Here is a 15372-nt window from a genome sequence, read left to right as displayed (position 1 = left end):
TCATATATATAGACAAAGAGAAATTAATTGTTTAAACTTTACAAAGTATTCACCATAATAGGTTATGAAAATAATAATTAAGGAATGGGAAATATTCATAATTAACTCAATTTAACTTTTAAATTTGAAAATTAGGAGGTTCATAATGGGTAAACTATTAAATTTGTTTCGTGATATGAAAGTAGCAAAAAAGCTATTAATTTCATTCTTTGTAATTTTAATTGCAGCCGTTTCTATAATCGGGGGCATGTCTTATCAAACTGCTAAAAAGAATTTTGAATCACAAATTACGAGTAGTGCTAACGATAATATAAAAATATTAGATAATTTAATCAATCAAATGATTGAAGCAAAATTTAACGATGTGAATAACTTTGCACGAGTAATTCAAGGGAATATGTATCAAGGGGATAATCAGGATGAGCTAAGAAAGACATTATCTCAGTATATCAATTTGAATATAGATGTTGAACAAGTGTATGTTGCCGGTAATGATAAGAAATTTGTACAGGAACCAAATATACAAATGGCAGCAGATTATGATCCAACAACACGACCTTGGTATAAAGATGCAGTGGCAAAACAAGGTGGTATTGTTGTTAGCGAGCCATATAAGGCAAAAGGAAATGGACATATTGTCGTAACGATTGCAAAACAAACAGAAGATAAAAATGGGGTTGTTGCGCTAGATTTAAGTTTAGACAATTTATTAAAAACAACAAAGTTAATCAATATTGGTAAAAAAGGATATGCCTTCATTTTAGATGGAAAGCAAAAAATCATTGCTCATCCACAAGAAAAATCAGGGGATAAAGCAGCTGATTCTTGGGCAAAGAAAATTTATGAAGATAATCATGGTGCTTTTACATATTCTTATGGTGGTAGTGAAAAGAATATGGTATTTGCTACAAACGTAAAAACAGGTTGGAAAATTGGTGGGACGATGTACGCAACTGAAGTAATTGAAGCTGCTCAACCTGTATTTTATAATATGTTAATTGTTATGCTTATTTCGTTAGTAGTAGGTGGAGTACTTATTTATTTTGTGACACTTTCAATTACGAAGCCTTTAAAGAGATTAGTTATCACTTCTAAAGAAATAAGTGAAGGAGATTTAACGCAAACAATTGAAATTCATTCTAATGATGAAATTGGTCAACTTGCGAAAGGTTTTAACGAGATGACAAATTCATTACGGACGTTAATTGGAAGGATTAACACTTCGGCAGGACATGTTGCAGCAGCATCAGAAGAACTAACTGCAAGTGTAAGACAAGCGAGTGAAGCAACTGAGCAAATTACAACAGCAATGGATGAAATATCAAGTGGGGCAACGACGCAAACAACAAGTGTAGAAAATGGTGCTATGTTACTGTTTGATGTAACGGAAGGAATTCAGCATGTAGCAAATAGTTCATCATCTATTAATATCGCTTCTGCTCATACTCGTGAAAAAGCAGAAGATGGTGGGAAACTAGTAGGAAGAACAGTAAACCAGATGCAGTCTATTGCAGAATCGGTTTCACAATCAGATGCTGTTATACAGTTATTAAATAATAAATCAAAACAAATTGGTGATATATTGGAAGTAATTCAAAACATTGCAGATCAAACAAATCTTCTAGCTTTAAATGCGGCAATTGAAGCGGCAAGAGCTGGTGAACATGGAAGAGGTTTTGCAATTGTTGCAGATGAAGTACGTAAATTGGCAGAGCAGTCTAGCATATCTTCCAGTGAAATTAGTAAATTAATAGGCGAAATACAAGACGATATGGGTAAGACAGTCAAATCAATGAATCATGTAAATGAAGAAGTTCAATCTGGACTTGTTATTGCAAATGAAACGAAGCAAAATTTTGCTGAAATTTTACAATCTACAAATGAAATAGCTAATCAAATTAAGACGATGGTTGAAACGGCTAATGGAATGTCAAAAGGGGCAAATGAAGTATCTATTTCAGTAGGACAAATTGCAATGACAGCACAAAATAATGCGACAAGCACACAAAATGTTGCGGCTTCAGCTGAAGAACAGCTAGCTTCGATGGAGGAAATTGGATCAGCGGCGGGTACGCTATCTCAAATGGCTGAAGAATTGCAAGTATTAATTGAGAGATTTAAAGTTTAATAGAGAACAGACTCCCCCTAGTAGCATTATGACACTAGAGGGTAGTCTGTTTTATTATGTAAAATCAAATGAAGATGTAAACTTCCTTTATGACGTTTAAAATGGTATTTTGCATAATATTTGTCGAAAAATAGAGGTGTTTGTTAGCTTTGTGTATAATTATTAACCTATAGAATACAAATAAAAGGAGAGTATTATGGGAGTGTATTGGGGGACAAAAAGACATTCTTGGCTTAGTTACGTCTCATTTTGGCTAAGTATTTCATTTTTTATTGTTTTTCTAATTGAAGTGTTTATATTAAAAACACTTTCGAATAGCTCGGTGCAAATTGTTAAATATTTTTATTTTATACTTGTACCAGTAAATATTTTTCTTAGTTTAAAGTTACTATTTAAGAAGAATGAAAAGAAAGCGTTACCTATTTTTAGTTTCATTGTCTCATTATTATTTGCAATTTTAATAATCGTATTAGTTTTAGCAGCTATAGGGAAGTTCTTTTAAGGGGAGTGGTATAAGTCACTCTCCTTTTTTATTTGTGATAGTCTTACTATATGTAAAAGTGTGAATGCTGTGAGCTAATAAAAGCGGAGAGTAGACAATATTTGCATGGATTAAAGTCTGTCGTTATTTGAACTTGTAAGAGTGTATGGAGTAATGAGGTAATATACATAATAATGGAGATAGAATTAGTTATTTTATAAGTGTGTATGAAGCAAATGAATACGGTAAGAACGGTGATATATGGTACAATAGCTATGGATAGTGATAGAGATAAAGGGTATATAAAATACTCATCGTTTTTTAGTAAGAGAGGGGTTATCTTATGCTATACGAGGATTTGGAGACATTATTTCAAACAGCTCCGAAAGAAGATAGAGGCGGATGGAAATATATAATCCAAGAACAAAATGATACATTTAAAATTGGTGATGAAATACTGAAAAATCAAATGAGTGTCGAATTGTATTTTAATGAATACGATGAGGTGAAAATCACTTTATATAAAGATGGAATTCCCATTACGACTATGCAAAAAATTACGATTTCAAAAGTTGAATTAGACGAAGATGAAGAAGGTATTCAATTTGTTTTAGAACGCATGCCTAGTCGAATGATTCGGTTGCAGTTAAAGCCGTATTTAGCATTAGAAATGGGACCGTACTGGGAAGTATGTGATGATTGTGAATGAACATAAAAAAGCATCCAATAACATGGATGCTTTTTTATGTTTTTTGAAGTTGTTTAAACGCAATGATTGGAAGTATAACAATACTTACCCATCCGATGATAGGATATAGAATGTGAAGTAAGTCACTGTAACCGATGTAACTAAAGCAATAACTAATTAGTAAAATGAAGAAAATAATATTGTGATTTTTCCACCCAGTAATAGATTGCATCTGTTTTGTCATTCCGAACACATTACCAACTAAAGTTGTGAAAACTTCACCGAAAATAATGAGAACGAAGAAGAAGTGAAAAGTTGCATTAAATCTTCTTATGACTTCAGCCATTGGGATATTATATTGATAAAATTGATCGACTGATAAGATTGCTAAATGGCTGCATAATAAAATTAAAGAAAGTCCAGCACCACCTAAAATCCCACCCCAAAAAATGGCTTTTCGATCCTTTACTTCACTGGCTAATGGGACGAGAACACTTTGGGCGAGAGAAAGGTTTAAGGCGACATATGTAATAGGGCTAGTAATCCATTTCATATTCCAGCTCTCTGCAGGAATAGTGTTATTAATAGGAGGTGTACCGTGAAAAAAGGTTGTAATAGCAAGTCCGATAATAAAAATCATCATAATAGGTACGACAAGTGTATTTACTTCAAAAACACCTTGTAACCCGCGGCTACTTATAATGAGACAAGCGATAACTGTAATGAGAATACCGAGTTGTCTTGGTAAGCGAAGTTGCTCTTCAAATACTGCACCGGCCCCTGATAACATAACGCTCGTTACGCCGAATAAAACGAGTAATAATAATGTGTTTACAACATTCCCAAATACATCCCCAAATAAATATTTGTTAAATTCTTGCGCTGAAAATGCCCCGATTTGTGATGAAAGTAACATCATCTTTGTGCCAAGCCAAATAAAAAAAAATCCACTTACACATATGCCAATTGTCCCGTATAATCCATTCACTGTGAAAAATTCAACAATTTCTCGTCCAGTAGCAAATCCAGCTCCAACGACAGTTCCGATATAAGTAGCAGCTACTTTCTTTGCTACTTGCCATTGTTGATTGTCCATGTTATCCCTCTTTCTACTATGATGAGCTTGATGTACTATTATGCATATGTATGAGCTTGGACAATTAGACGTATGAAGTGGTTGAAAAAATACATGAATTAAATGATATTAGGGAAGCATTAAAGGTGTTAAAACTTTGTTACATATAAGCCAATTGTTCGAAAGGAAAGGGAATGTATGGTAAAATGTAATTAAGTTATTAAAAGATAAACATTACAAAATGATAAGAGGAGTGATTGTATGAGTACGAAAACAAATGTTGTTGAAGTATTAAACAAGCAGGTAGCAAACTGGAATGTGTTATATGTTAAATTACATAATTATCACTGGTATGTGACAGGGCCACACTTCTTTACATTACATGAGAAATTTGAAGAGTTTTATAATGAGGCTGGAACGTATATTGATGAGTTAGCAGAACGTATTTTAGCTTTAGAAGGTAAACCATTAGCGACAATGAAAGAATATCTCGCAACATCTAGTGTCAGCGAAGGGACAAGCAAAGAATCTGCAGAAGAAATGGTGCAAACATTAGTGAATGATTATTCTGCACTTATTCAAGAATTAAAAGAAGGTATGGAAGTTGCGGGTGAAGCTGGCGATGAAACATCAGCTGACATGCTGTTAGCAATTCATACAACATTAGAACAGCATGTATGGATGCTAAGTGCATTCTTAAAATAACGATAAATATATAGAAACCCATTGAAAAATTATTTCAATGGGTTTTTTTATGATTTTTCAGTTTTCTTTTATGCTATAATATAGTAAAAAGGAGGCGATGCGATGTTTCGCTTTTTCAGAACTGGAAAAGAAGAGCGGGAAATTACGAAAGATGAATTAGAACAAGCGATGGCTCAGTTTTTAGAAACGAATGCTAATATCGTTTATACAGTATTAGTAAATGATGATTATACAGTAAATTATGATTTGTTAAAACCATATTTACCTGCATTTCCAACAAATGTTTTTCTCATAACGAAGGAAACGCTTGAGGTATTTGAACATACAGCAGAAAATTTAAACCTAGTGAAAGAAATTGATGTCGTACAAAAAGCAGTAGATCAATACGTAACAGAAAAAGAAATGTTCCCAATTGTTGAAGGTAGCGAAGATCGCCTCATATGTGGAATGAAATTAGGACCTTACTTAACTCGTAGCTTAAAAAGAGACTTATATATTTCAGAAAAACATTATTTAGTTTCAAGTAAACCAGATAGAAAAAAACAAAAGAGTGGGTAGACGTAATGAAAACAACAATACATATATTGTTGTCTTTTTTTGTTTGTTAAAATATTGATTTTTCAGTCTATTATTATTTATACTAAATGTATTGGGCAGGGAAGAGCAACTATTAAGCATCATTCTGAGAATAAGGTATTGTTAGCGTGGGTTATACAAAGTGGTATAAAGATTCGCAAACAAATATTATAAAAGGTTTCGGGGGAATTGGTACATGAAAAATAGTATGACTTACATTCAATTATTAAATGAAACGTTACGTTGTTATGCAAATAAAGGAAGTTTTGAAGCGTACAATTATATAATGGAAAACGCTACAGGTGTAATAGGGAATGAGGCGCAAATATATAATTTTAAGTATGCACTCGCAAGTGCATCGGGACTTGAAAAAGAAGCATTACATTTAATGAGAGAGGCCATTATAGAAAAGGGATTCTGGTATGGAAATGAGTATTTAATTTCCGACGAAGATTTAAAATCACTACATAAATTTGAAGAATTTCATACAATGGTGCAATTATGTAAAGAAAGAGAAGAATTAGCACATAAAAAGGAAAGACCAGATGTGAAATATATATACAGTAAGAAAGAGGGAAATCTACTACTTACATTGCATGGTAACCAAGAAAATATACAAATAGTAGAACCATATTGGAAATCTGTTTTGATACAAGATTATATGTTAGCTTTACCACAGTCTTCACAAATTGAGTTTTCAGATGGATTTGTTTGGGAGGATATAGAGAGAGGGAAAGAGGAATTAAAAGAGCATTACAATAAGTTTATAGAAAATCATACAGTAGAAAGTGTAATCATTGGTGGTTTTTCTGCAGGGGCGAGAGTAGCTTTATATACGATTTTACAACAAGATATAAATGTAGATGGTTTTGTTTTTATGGCACCATGGATTCCCGAGATTGAAGAGTGGGATGAGTTGCTAAGAGTGCTGAAGGATAAACATATAAAAGGATATATAGTATGCGGGGATCAAGATGAAGATTGTTTCGAATCCACGCAGCAATTTGTACAACTATTAAGAGAGAAAAATATAGAACATAAGTATAAAGTTGTGCCTGACTTAGATCATGATTATCCTATTAACTTTGAAGAGCTATTAAAAGAAGCTATTGAATATATAGGAAATGAAAACAATAAGTAGTAAGAAAAAGAGATGCATCACATGTGATGCATCTCTTTTTAGAATTATAAATTAAAAGCATTTGCTAGTAAGCGATAAGAATTTAATTTATGTTCAAATTGATGAGTAATCGTGACAATCATAAATTCGTCAGTATTGTATGCTTTGCTTAAGTTTATTATTTTTTCTTTTACAGAAGACGGATCACCAACAATCATACGTTGACGATTTTCTTTTATACGGAATAAATCATAAGCGCTGTATGAATAATTTTGAGCAGTTTCAATAGAAGGAGTACCAGTAGTTCGTTTTCCTTGCTCTAATAATAAGATTGATAAATCTAAACTAGAAGCAATTTTTTCCGCTTCTTCATTTGTTTCTCCGCATATAACAAAGATGGCAACGATTGAATTAGGCTTATCTCCTAAAAATGAAGGCTCATATTGTTCTTGGTAAGCCCTCATAACTTCAGGGCCTCCGAAGCCGTTAATAAATTGTGCAAATGCGAAAGAAGCTCCGTTGTTTGCAGCAATTTTAGCACTCTCTCCGCTAGAACCGAGCATCCACATTTCAGGAGACGTTGGGATAACTGGAGTGGCTTTTAAGTTTGCATAGTGATGGTTTTCTGGTACTTGATCATGTAAGTACATTGCAACGTCTGCAATTTGTTCTGGGTATTGATCAAGTGAGACCATTTTCCCTTCTTGAAGTGCGCGAGTTGCTATTGGCATACCACCAGGCGCTCTACCAACACCGAGATCGATGCGGTTCGGATACAATGCTTCTAGAACACGAAAATTCTCAGCAACTTTATATGGGCTATAATGCGGTAACATAACACCACCTGAACCGACTCTAATACGGTCCGTTTTTGCGGCAATATGAGAAATAAGTATTTCTGGACTTGAACCAGCTAAGCTTACGGAATTATGATGTTCGGATACCCAAAAACGTGTGAATCCGAGTTTTTCAACTTCTTGTGCAAGCGTAACTGTATGTGAAAAAGCTTGGGCTGCTGTGCTACCATCTGAAATAGGTGATTGGTCTAATACACTTAACTTGATCATAGAATATACCTCTCAATCTTAATGTACATCCTATTATATATTTACTTATGAAAAATGCGTAGTGAAATGCTCAAAATGAAAAGCGGATAATCTTATTTCCGCTTTTAACGAGAAAATCCGCGTTCATAATGATTCATTTCGACTAGATTTAAAATATATTCATAGTTGTCAATTTCACGCTTTAGTTGTTCACGTTCTTTTTCAGATAGTGTCATATTGCTAAGTTTTTTACATAAGTTTTGTTTCTTTAATTCTAAATGTTTTTTTGTAGCATCGTAGTCATAAGTATGTTTCATTTTTAACCACTCCTTCTTTGTAGTTGCTATATTATACGAAGTATAAAGAAAAGTGAGATCTGTCTCTTATGTACTTTTAGTGAATATTCAAATTGCAATGGTGTTATGTTTATGGGGATTTATGAATAAAATGCACTAAACCACTAACGTCCATTTGATGAAGTAAGGGGTGGAATTGTGCAGAAAGATATAATGTATAATACTGAAATGGATGAAGCGTTAAAAGTTATAGATAAAGGATTGAAGAAGACGATAAGCCCAAAACAAATTATTGTAGTGGGAGCTGGTATGGCTGGGTTAGTTTCAGCTTCTTTATTAAAGGGTGCAGGACATGATGTGAAAATTTTTGAAGCAAATAACCGGGTAGGTGGTCGTATAGAAACAGTTAGAATGGAAGATACCGGATTATATTTAGATGTTGGAGCAATGAGGATTCCTTATTCACATACATTAACGATGGCATATATAAGAAAATTTAGGCTACAGGTGAGACCTTTTATTAATAGGAATGAGACGGATATTATATACGTAAATAGACGGAAAACGACGTTAAAACAATATGAAAAAGATCCAAGTATTCTAAGATATCCTGTGGAAATGAATGAAGTTGGAAAAACGTCAGAGGAATTATTATTGTTAGCGGTACAGCCCATTATAAATTTTATAAAAAAGAACCCAGAAAAAAATTGGGATATTGTTGTAAAGGATTTTGGGAGATACTCTACTGGACAATTTTTAAAGTATCATCCTTATCAATATAATACTTACTTTTCGCCAGTAACAATTGAGATGATTGGTGTTCTATTAGATTTAGAAGGTTTTTTGGAACGGTCGTTTGTAGAGACTTTACGCTTTCTATACATTATGCAAGAGGAGAGCGGATTTTGTGAAATTGTGGGCGGGAATGATAGATTGCCAAAGTCATTTTTACCGCAATTAGAAGAGAATATTATATATAATCAAAAATTAATGAAGTTACATCAACACGATAATGGTGTGACAGCTTTCTATCGGAACGAGGAAACTTTTGAATATAGTAGTATTACAGGAGATTTAGTTATTGTTACCATTCCGTTTTCGACAATGCGTTTTGTAGAAGTAGATCCGTTTGATTCTATATCTCATGAAAAATGGAAAGCAATTCGTGAATTACATTATATGCCTGCGACGAAAATAGGAATTCAATTTAAAAGCCGATTTTGGGAAGAACAAGGACAATTAGGTGGCAGAATTATAACAGATTTGCCAATTCGTTATGCCTATTATCCAAGTTATGGAATTGGGGAGAAAGGACCGGCTATGATGTTAGGTAGCTATACATGGTCTTATGACGCGTTGTTATGGGATGGTTTATCAAAAGGGGATCGTATTTATTACGCATTACACAACTTAGCAACAATATTAGGTGGTCAAGTGTATAATGAGTTCATATCTGGAATTTCAAAAAGCTGGACATTGGATCCGTATGCGCTTGGAGGATTTGCACTTTTTCAAGCAGGTCAAGAAACTGAGCTGCAACCAGCGATTGTCAAACCAGAGGGGAGAATATTCTTCGCTGGAGATCATACAACGCTATATCACGGATGGATTCAAGGTGCGATTGAATCTGGAATTCGTGTAGCGGTGGAAGTGAATGAGTAAAAGGTTTTCAATTCAGAAAATTCTTTACTATATAACTTCAGATGGATATTATTATATATAAAAGAAATATAGGGAGTGTTTACAGTGAATCCGTTATTATTCGATTTTCCTTCTGAATTTTATACTGACAGGCTTTTTATTCGAATGCCGAAACCAGGAGATGGTAAAGTTGTATATGATGCAATTCAGGCTTCAATACAAGAACTAAAACCTTGGATGGTGTTTGCACAGAAAGAGCAAACAGAGGAAGAAGTAGAAGTGAGCATTAGAAAATCGCATATTCAATTTTTGCAACGTGAGGATTTAAGATTACTAGTATTTTCGAAAGAAACAGGTGAGTTTATTGCATCAGCTGGATTACATCGTATTAATTGGGATATACCTCAATTTGAAATTGGATATTGGATTGATACAAGGTTTAGCGGAAAAGGCTATATGGTAGAGGCTGCGAAAGGTATAACGGATTACGCTTTTTCTGAATTAAAAGCAAATCGTGTAGAAATTCGTTGTGATTCTTTAAATAAGAAGAGTAGAGCGATACCTGAGAAATTAGGTTTTAAGTTAGAAGGTACGTTAGAAAGTGCGAGTGTTGCGGTAGATGGAAACGGATTAAGGGATATGTGTGTATTTGCTATGACTAGAAATACATATGAAAAAGAAGAGCTGTAAGAAAACAGCTCTTCTTTTTATGCATTATGGTACAGGATGTCCATTAGAGCTTTCGAAAATTGTAAACCATTGTTGACGGTCTAAGTTAACTTTTGTAGCAAGAGCGGCAGTTTTTACGCGATCTAATTTACCAGAGCCAACGATTGGCATCATATTAGCTGGATGAGCAAGTAACCAAGCATACATAACCGTATCTATACTAGAAACACCTAGCTCAGTAGCAACTTTTTGCACAGTTTCACGTACGCGTACAGCACGTTCTGATTGACCAGTAAAAATCTCCCCACCAGCAAGAGGTGACCAAATCATTGGATTGATTCGTTTTTCTTGGCATAAGTCAATTGTTCCTTTTTCAAAATGCTCAAGCTGCAATGCAGAAACTTCAATTTGGTTCGTAATAAGCGGGAAATCTAAGTACGAACTTAACATATTAAATTGTGAAGGTAAGAAGTTAGATACACCGAAGTGACGAACTTTTCCTTCTTGTTTTAATTGTGAAAAGGCTTTTGCCACTTCATTTGGATCCATAAAAGGATCGGGACGATGAATAAGTAATACGTCAATATAATCTGTATGTAAATTTTTAAGTGATGCTTCTACACTTTGCATAATATGCTCTGTACTAGTATTGTAGTGAGCAACATATCGCTCTGGAAATTTCGGTGATGGGGGAGCGATTCCACACTTTGTAATAATTTGCATGTTTTCTCGTAAGGAAGGCTTTAATTGTAAAGCTTCGCCAAATAACCCTTCACACGTATATGCGCCGTAAATATCAGCGTGATCAAAAGTAGTAATTCCCATATCCATACAATCTTCAATGAAAGAAAGTAATTCTTGTTTCGTCATATTCCATTCTGCTAAACGCCAAAATCCTTGAATAATACGAGAAAATTCTAGCGTCTCAGCCATTTGAACTCGCTCCATTATAAGTACCTCCTAGAAGAATAATAATGTTTTGAAAAGGCTTTCTTACTACATGTTATTATATAGTTAATTAGGTGTACAGACAATAAATATGTTTTGCTACAAAAACGATTTTCTCTATATGCTATAATATAGAAACATATAGCTATAAGGAGATGTACGAAATGATTCCAGTAACAATATTAACTGGTTTTCTTGGATCGGGGAAAACGACATTATTAAATCGTATTTTATCAGAAAATCACGGTAAGAAATTAGCGGTGATTGTAAATGAAATAGGGCAAATTGGCATTGATAATCAGTTGATTATGAATGTGGAAGAAGAAATTATGGAAATGACAAATGGCTGTTTATGCTGTACTGTACGTGAAGACTTACTTGTTGCTTTGAAACAGTTATTGGACGTAAAAGCAGAAGGGAAAATGGATTTTGATGGTTTAGTAATTGAAACGACTGGCCTTGCAAATCCAGGCCCGATTATTCAAACATTCTTTTTAGATCCAGTCATTCAATCTGCTTACCAAATTAACGGTGTTGTAACGGTAGTAGATAGTTATCATATACATAAACATTTTGTAAAAGGATTAGAAGCAAAAGAGCAAATTGCGTTTGCTGATGTCGTTTTAGTAAATAAATTAGATTTAATTGAAGAGAATGAGAAAGAACATCTCTTGCATGAAATTCAAGGAATTAACCCGACTGCAAAGTTAATTGAGGCGACTAACTGTGAGGTAGATATACCATCTTTATTACAAATCCAAACGTTTAAAATGAAAGATACGTTGCAAATTTACCCTCATAAAGAACATAACCACTTAGAAGGTGTGAAATCATTTGTATTACGTGAAGAACGTCCGCTGGATTTACAAAAGCTTAATGAGTGGATGTCAGCTGTCGTTCAAGAGCTAGGGGAATATTTATATCGTTACAAAGGAATTTTATCAATAGATGGAGTAGATAAACGTATCGTTTTCCAAGGTGTACATACGTTATTTGCTGCTTCGTACGATAGAGAGTGGCAAGAGGGCGAAGAGCGAGTAAGTGAAGTAGTTTTTATCGGAAGAGATATTAATAAAGAGTGGTTCCAAGAACATTTCGAGGAGTGTGTGAAATAAGTCTGCGTAAATTGCAGGCTTATTTTTTATGAGCATTCTATTAGATTGCAAAACAGAATTAAATAAGGGGGAGAAACTAAAAATTGATAAATGTATAATAAAAAGCCTGTTTTCACAGGCTTGTATTTTCGTCTATTAGTAACTCCATTACAACACCTACAACTGGACCTTCATCATCAATATCCCCATTTAAGCGGAAACCAAATGATTCATACAGTCCCATTGCAAGTTTGTTGTCTGGATGTAAACTTAAGTAAATTATTTTGCATTCAAATTTTTCTTGTAAGAATTGAATGAGTAAGCGAAGGAAACGTTTTGCGTATCCTTTTCCTTGATATTGTTGGTCAATCATAAAGCGATCGAGCCATACACTTTTATGTTTTACTGAATACCATCCATACATTGCGTATCCTACAAGTGTTTCTCCATCATATAAACCTACTGACGTTCCGTTTCCTTCATATAATGATTCTGCTAAAGAAAACGCGTTACTTTCAATAAATTGTTGCTGATCTTTTGCGACGTCTAAAGCAACTACTGAACGCCAATTTTTTGCTGTTACTTCACAAATGTGAAGATTCATAATTCCAACTCACCTTCTAAATTAATATAGCTTTAAAGCTAATATGGATAATTTTACTTGTTATTTTGGTCAAGTCAAGGATAAATACATAAAAAGGCAGCTGAATAACAAATTCAGCTGCCTAGAAAGTATAATGGATTAGTTTGTTGCTTCTTTCAATGTGTTTACGTTTTCTTCCATTAAAGTAAAGTAATCTTTATTATTTTTTGCATCATCTTCAGAAATAGTAGCTAAGTGATTTAAGCGTAAAACTTTTGTACCAGTTTCTTTTTGAATTACGGATGCTACTTTTGGAGTAGAGAATGTTTCGAATAAAATATATTTTAGGTTATGTTCTTTTACTGTTTTTGTAATGTCAGCAAGCTGCTTTTGAGATGGTTCATCAGAAGCTGAAATTCCAGCGATAGGAATTTGTTTTAGGCCGTATCGTTGTTCCCAGTAACCATAGGCAGCATGAGAAACTAAAATTTCTTTCGTTTTTGCGTTCGCTACAGCTGCCTTAAATCCATCGTCTAAATCAGTAAATTTAGTTTGAAGTGCTGCAAAGTTTTTTTCGAATTCTTGTTTATGTTCAGGTTGTAACTCTACAAGTGCATTTTTAATTTTTTCTGCCTGTTTCATTGCTAGAGTAGGGTCTAACCAAACATGCGGGTCTTTATCGTGATGATGTTCATCTTCTTTATGGCCATCTCCATGATCATGATGCTCTTCTTCAGTAGAAGCACGAAGCTCAATACCTTTAGATGCATTTACAATTTTAACATTTTCTTTTTGTAATGTTTTTTCCATTTTTTCAGCAAATGGTTCTAATTCAGCGCCGTTATAAACAAATAAATCGGCTTTTGCAACTTGTACTGTTTGTTTTTGACTTGGTTCAAATGTATGTGAATCTGCACCAGGTGGGTAAATCGCTTCAACATTTACATAGTCGCCACCGATTTTCTTTGCGAAATCAGCAAGTGGAAAAATCGTTGTATAAACTGTTAGCTTTCCATCTTTCTTGGCATTACTTTCTTTTTTATTTGAGCAGCCAGCGAAAATTAAGGTAAAAATAAGTAAGAATGAAAATATAGTCAATCTTTTAGGCATGAAGTTCTCCTCTTTTCTTTTTTACGGATATATTTTCCCCAATTATAGAAGAAAAATATCATTTTAATACAAAACGGAATAATTACGTTTTAGTTTGCGAACTTAGTATAATACATCTTTAATAAAGTTGCAATAAATAATAATCATTCCGATTTGTTTTTGTTATAAAGTTGTCAAATATAGGTGTATTATTTTTGCAAATGCATGCATATGTGACAACGCTGTTTTCATATATTGAAAAGGAGGTAAAGAGGGGGATGAGCGCTTGGGTTACTTAATGGAAACTATTTTATTAATATTAGCGGTAGTATTGCCATTATCTTTCGTATTAATTTTTTTAAGAAGATTAATAAGTAATTTAGGGGACGCTACAACAATAACGAAATTACAAGAGAGAGATGAGAAAAAAGAGTGAGTAAAGCACTATGCGTACGCATAGTGTTTTACTTGTGGTAAAATAAGAGCAGGAAACTCCTAAAGGTTGTATTTTACTAAAGGAGAGAAAAGTAAAATAAGAGGTATATGCATATATGAATAAGCGAACAGCGTTAATACTTGGTGCAAGTGGTTTAGTTGGACAAGAGATAACGCGTCTATTACTTGAATCAGATTACTACGATTCGGTTACTATTTTTGTAAGAGAGCCAATGCAATTGCAACATGAGAAGTTACAGCAGAAACAAGTTGATTTTTCGGTATTAGAGGAATATAAAGAGTTCTTTGCTGTGGATGATGTTTTTAGTTGCTTAGGAACAACAATAAAAAAAGCAAAAACAAAAGCAAATTTTAAAAAAGTAGATTATGAATATACGTTACGGGCTGCGTGTTTAGCTGAAAAACAAGGGGTACAAAATTTCCTTGTCGTGTCTTCTATGGGAGCGAATCCTAAATCATTCTTCTTTTATTCACAAGTGAAAGGAAAAATGGAAGAAGAATTGCAAAAGTTAGTGATTGGTGGTATTCACATTTTTAGACCATCATTATTAGTAGGAAATCGACAAGAATTTCGTTTCGGCGAACGAATGGCTGAAAAGTTATCTCGTATTATTCCGTTTATCTTTAAAGGAGCTTTCAAAAAATATAAACCAATTTCAGCTAAAGATGTGGCGAAAGGGATGTATATAACCGCGCTGCGAGAAGAATCGGGTATCCATACTTATAATTCAAATGAAATTACAACGATAGAATAAATAAAACCGAGAAGAATGACTT

At 33.7% G+C, this 15372-nt stretch carries 17 protein-coding genes; 11 read left to right on the top strand and 6 right to left on the bottom strand.

Features of this window, described 5'->3' with window-relative positions:
- Positions 1–145: 145 nt before the first annotated feature.
- The 3 genes from ACTFR8_RS04545 (at position 146) to ACTFR8_RS04535 (ending at position 3318) form a co-directional block, all read left to right on the top strand.
- Positions 146–2128, top strand: coding sequence for a methyl-accepting chemotaxis protein (locus ACTFR8_RS04545; RefSeq protein ID WP_000517294.1), 1983 nt, complete (start codon positions 146–148; stop codon positions 2126–2128).
- 196 nt (positions 2129–2324) lie between these two features.
- On the top strand, positions 2325–2630 hold the full coding sequence (locus ACTFR8_RS04540; protein WP_000539571.1) for a hypothetical protein: 306 nt from the start codon (positions 2325–2327) through the stop codon (positions 2628–2630).
- A 322-nt stretch (positions 2631–2952) separates the two neighbouring features.
- Positions 2953–3318, top strand: coding sequence for a DUF3979 family protein (locus ACTFR8_RS04535; protein WP_000965059.1), 366 nt, complete (start codon positions 2953–2955; stop codon positions 3316–3318).
- 34 nt (positions 3319–3352) lie between these two features.
- Here the strand turns inward: ACTFR8_RS04535 and ACTFR8_RS04530 are convergent, their stop codons facing one another.
- A complete protein-coding gene (locus tag ACTFR8_RS04530; protein ID WP_000370203.1) occupies positions 3353–4393 on the bottom strand; it encodes a YkvI family membrane protein in 1041 nt (346 codons plus the stop codon).
- A 240-nt stretch (positions 4394–4633) separates the two neighbouring features.
- On the opposite strand from ACTFR8_RS04530, the gene ACTFR8_RS04525 reads away from it, so the two are divergent.
- The 3 genes from ACTFR8_RS04525 to ACTFR8_RS04515 all read left to right on the top strand — a co-directional run bounded on the left by ACTFR8_RS04525 (position 4634) and on the right by ACTFR8_RS04515 (position 6794).
- Positions 4634–5077, top strand: a complete 444-nt coding sequence (locus tag ACTFR8_RS04525; protein WP_000105199.1) for a Dps family protein — start codon at positions 4634–4636, stop codon at positions 5075–5077.
- 102 nt (positions 5078–5179) lie between these two features.
- Entirely contained in the window at positions 5180–5635 is a 456-nt protein-coding gene (locus tag ACTFR8_RS04520) for a DUF3939 domain-containing protein (RefSeq protein ID WP_000488207.1), read from the top strand.
- A gap of 214 nt (positions 5636–5849) precedes the next feature.
- Positions 5850–6794 (top strand): alpha/beta hydrolase, encoded by a 945-nt coding sequence (locus tag ACTFR8_RS04515; protein WP_000798318.1) that lies wholly within the window; start codon positions 5850–5852, stop codon positions 6792–6794.
- A gap of 44 nt (positions 6795–6838) precedes the next feature.
- Here ACTFR8_RS04515 and ACTFR8_RS04510 read toward each other — a convergent pair whose 3' ends face one another.
- Both ACTFR8_RS04510 and ACTFR8_RS04505 read right to left on the bottom strand, forming a co-directional pair.
- Complete coding sequence (locus tag ACTFR8_RS04510; protein ID WP_000594042.1) at positions 6839–7840, bottom strand: LLM class flavin-dependent oxidoreductase; 1002 nt, start codon at positions 7838–7840, stop codon at positions 6839–6841.
- A 104-nt stretch (positions 7841–7944) separates the two neighbouring features.
- Positions 7945–8136: a DUF3896 family protein gene (locus ACTFR8_RS04505; protein WP_000683359.1), complete on the bottom strand. Its 192-nt coding sequence runs from the start codon at positions 8134–8136 to the stop codon at positions 7945–7947.
- A 177-nt stretch (positions 8137–8313) separates the two neighbouring features.
- On the opposite strand from ACTFR8_RS04505, the gene ACTFR8_RS04500 reads away from it, so the two are divergent.
- Both ACTFR8_RS04500 and ACTFR8_RS04495 read left to right on the top strand, forming a co-directional pair.
- The gene (locus tag ACTFR8_RS04500; RefSeq protein WP_252209936.1) at positions 8314–9777 is read left to right on the top strand and encodes a flavin monoamine oxidase family protein; all 1464 of its coding nucleotides are present in this window, start codon (positions 8314–8316) and stop codon (positions 9775–9777) included.
- Between the two features lie 84 nt (positions 9778–9861).
- Positions 9862–10446, top strand: coding sequence for a GNAT family N-acetyltransferase (locus ACTFR8_RS04495; protein ID WP_001068743.1), 585 nt, complete (start codon positions 9862–9864; stop codon positions 10444–10446).
- Between the two features lie 24 nt (positions 10447–10470).
- Here ACTFR8_RS04495 and ACTFR8_RS04490 read toward each other — a convergent pair whose 3' ends face one another.
- Complete coding sequence (locus tag ACTFR8_RS04490; protein ID WP_000442785.1) at positions 10471–11373, bottom strand: aldo/keto reductase; 903 nt, start codon at positions 11371–11373, stop codon at positions 10471–10473.
- A gap of 164 nt (positions 11374–11537) precedes the next feature.
- On the opposite strand from ACTFR8_RS04490, the gene ACTFR8_RS04485 reads away from it, so the two are divergent.
- Positions 11538–12488 (top strand): CobW family GTP-binding protein, encoded by a 951-nt coding sequence (locus ACTFR8_RS04485; protein WP_000613430.1) that lies wholly within the window; start codon positions 11538–11540, stop codon positions 12486–12488.
- A 112-nt stretch (positions 12489–12600) separates the two neighbouring features.
- Here ACTFR8_RS04485 and ACTFR8_RS04480 read toward each other — a convergent pair whose 3' ends face one another.
- Both ACTFR8_RS04480 and ACTFR8_RS04475 read right to left on the bottom strand, forming a co-directional pair.
- Complete coding sequence (locus ACTFR8_RS04480) at positions 12601–13071, bottom strand: GNAT family N-acetyltransferase (protein WP_001048677.1); 471 nt, start codon at positions 13069–13071, stop codon at positions 12601–12603.
- 138 nt (positions 13072–13209) lie between these two features.
- A complete protein-coding gene (locus tag ACTFR8_RS04475) occupies positions 13210–14160 on the bottom strand; it encodes a metal ABC transporter substrate-binding protein (protein ID WP_001126151.1) in 951 nt (316 codons plus the stop codon).
- Between the two features lie 265 nt (positions 14161–14425).
- Between ACTFR8_RS04475 and ACTFR8_RS04470 the strand changes: the two genes are divergently transcribed.
- A complete protein-coding gene (locus tag ACTFR8_RS04470; protein ID WP_252209937.1) occupies positions 14426–14575 on the top strand; it encodes a hypothetical protein in 150 nt (49 codons plus the stop codon).
- A gap of 115 nt (positions 14576–14690) precedes the next feature.
- Positions 14691–15350 carry an oxidoreductase gene (locus ACTFR8_RS04465; protein WP_001042736.1) on the top strand — a complete coding sequence of 220 codons (660 nt, stop codon included), beginning with the start codon at positions 14691–14693 and terminating at the stop codon, positions 15348–15350.
- The last annotated feature ends 22 nt before the right edge of the window (positions 15351–15372 follow it).

The sequence above is a fragment of the Bacillus cereus group sp. MYBK15-3 genome (assembly GCF_051916765.1).
In the GTDB taxonomy this organism is placed as follows: Bacteria; Bacillota; Bacilli; order Bacillales; family Bacillaceae_G; genus Bacillus_A; species Bacillus_A cereus.
The sequence above is the reverse complement of the archived record's forward strand: the minus strand, read 5'-3'. Positions and strand labels throughout refer to the sequence as shown.

Bases quoted from the DNA above. Each gene is read 5' to 3' on its own strand.
- ACTFR8_RS04515 (WP_000798318.1), top strand. From the start codon at position 5,850: ATGAAAAATAGTATGACTTACATTCAATTATTAAATGAAACGTTACGT.
- ACTFR8_RS04490 (WP_000442785.1), bottom strand. From the start codon at position 11,373: ATGGAGCGAGTTCAAATGGCTGAGACGCTAGAATTTTCTCGTATTATT.
- ACTFR8_RS04530 (WP_000370203.1), bottom strand. From the start codon at position 4,393: ATGGACAATCAACAATGGCAAGTAGCAAAGAAAGTAGCTGCTACTTAT.
- ACTFR8_RS04525 (WP_000105199.1), top strand. From the start codon at position 4,634: ATGAGTACGAAAACAAATGTTGTTGAAGTATTAAACAAGCAGGTAGCA.
- ACTFR8_RS04485 (WP_000613430.1), top strand. From the start codon at position 11,538: ATGATTCCAGTAACAATATTAACTGGTTTTCTTGGATCGGGGAAAACG.
- ACTFR8_RS04465 (WP_001042736.1), top strand. From the start codon at position 14,691: ATGAATAAGCGAACAGCGTTAATACTTGGTGCAAGTGGTTTAGTTGGA.
- ACTFR8_RS04475 (WP_001126151.1), bottom strand. From the start codon at position 14,160: ATGCCTAAAAGATTGACTATATTTTCATTCTTACTTATTTTTACCTTA.
- ACTFR8_RS04505 (WP_000683359.1), bottom strand. From the start codon at position 8,136: ATGAAACATACTTATGACTACGATGCTACAAAAAAACATTTAGAATTA.
- ACTFR8_RS04545 (WP_000517294.1), top strand. From the start codon at position 146: ATGGGTAAACTATTAAATTTGTTTCGTGATATGAAAGTAGCAAAAAAG.
- ACTFR8_RS04520 (WP_000488207.1), top strand. From the start codon at position 5,180: ATGTTTCGCTTTTTCAGAACTGGAAAAGAAGAGCGGGAAATTACGAAA.
- ACTFR8_RS04510 (WP_000594042.1), bottom strand. From the start codon at position 7,840: ATGATCAAGTTAAGTGTATTAGACCAATCACCTATTTCAGATGGTAGC.
- ACTFR8_RS04540 (WP_000539571.1), top strand. From the start codon at position 2,325: ATGGGAGTGTATTGGGGGACAAAAAGACATTCTTGGCTTAGTTACGTC.
- ACTFR8_RS04535 (WP_000965059.1), top strand. From the start codon at position 2,953: ATGCTATACGAGGATTTGGAGACATTATTTCAAACAGCTCCGAAAGAA.
- ACTFR8_RS04480 (WP_001048677.1), bottom strand. From the start codon at position 13,071: ATGAATCTTCACATTTGTGAAGTAACAGCAAAAAATTGGCGTTCAGTA.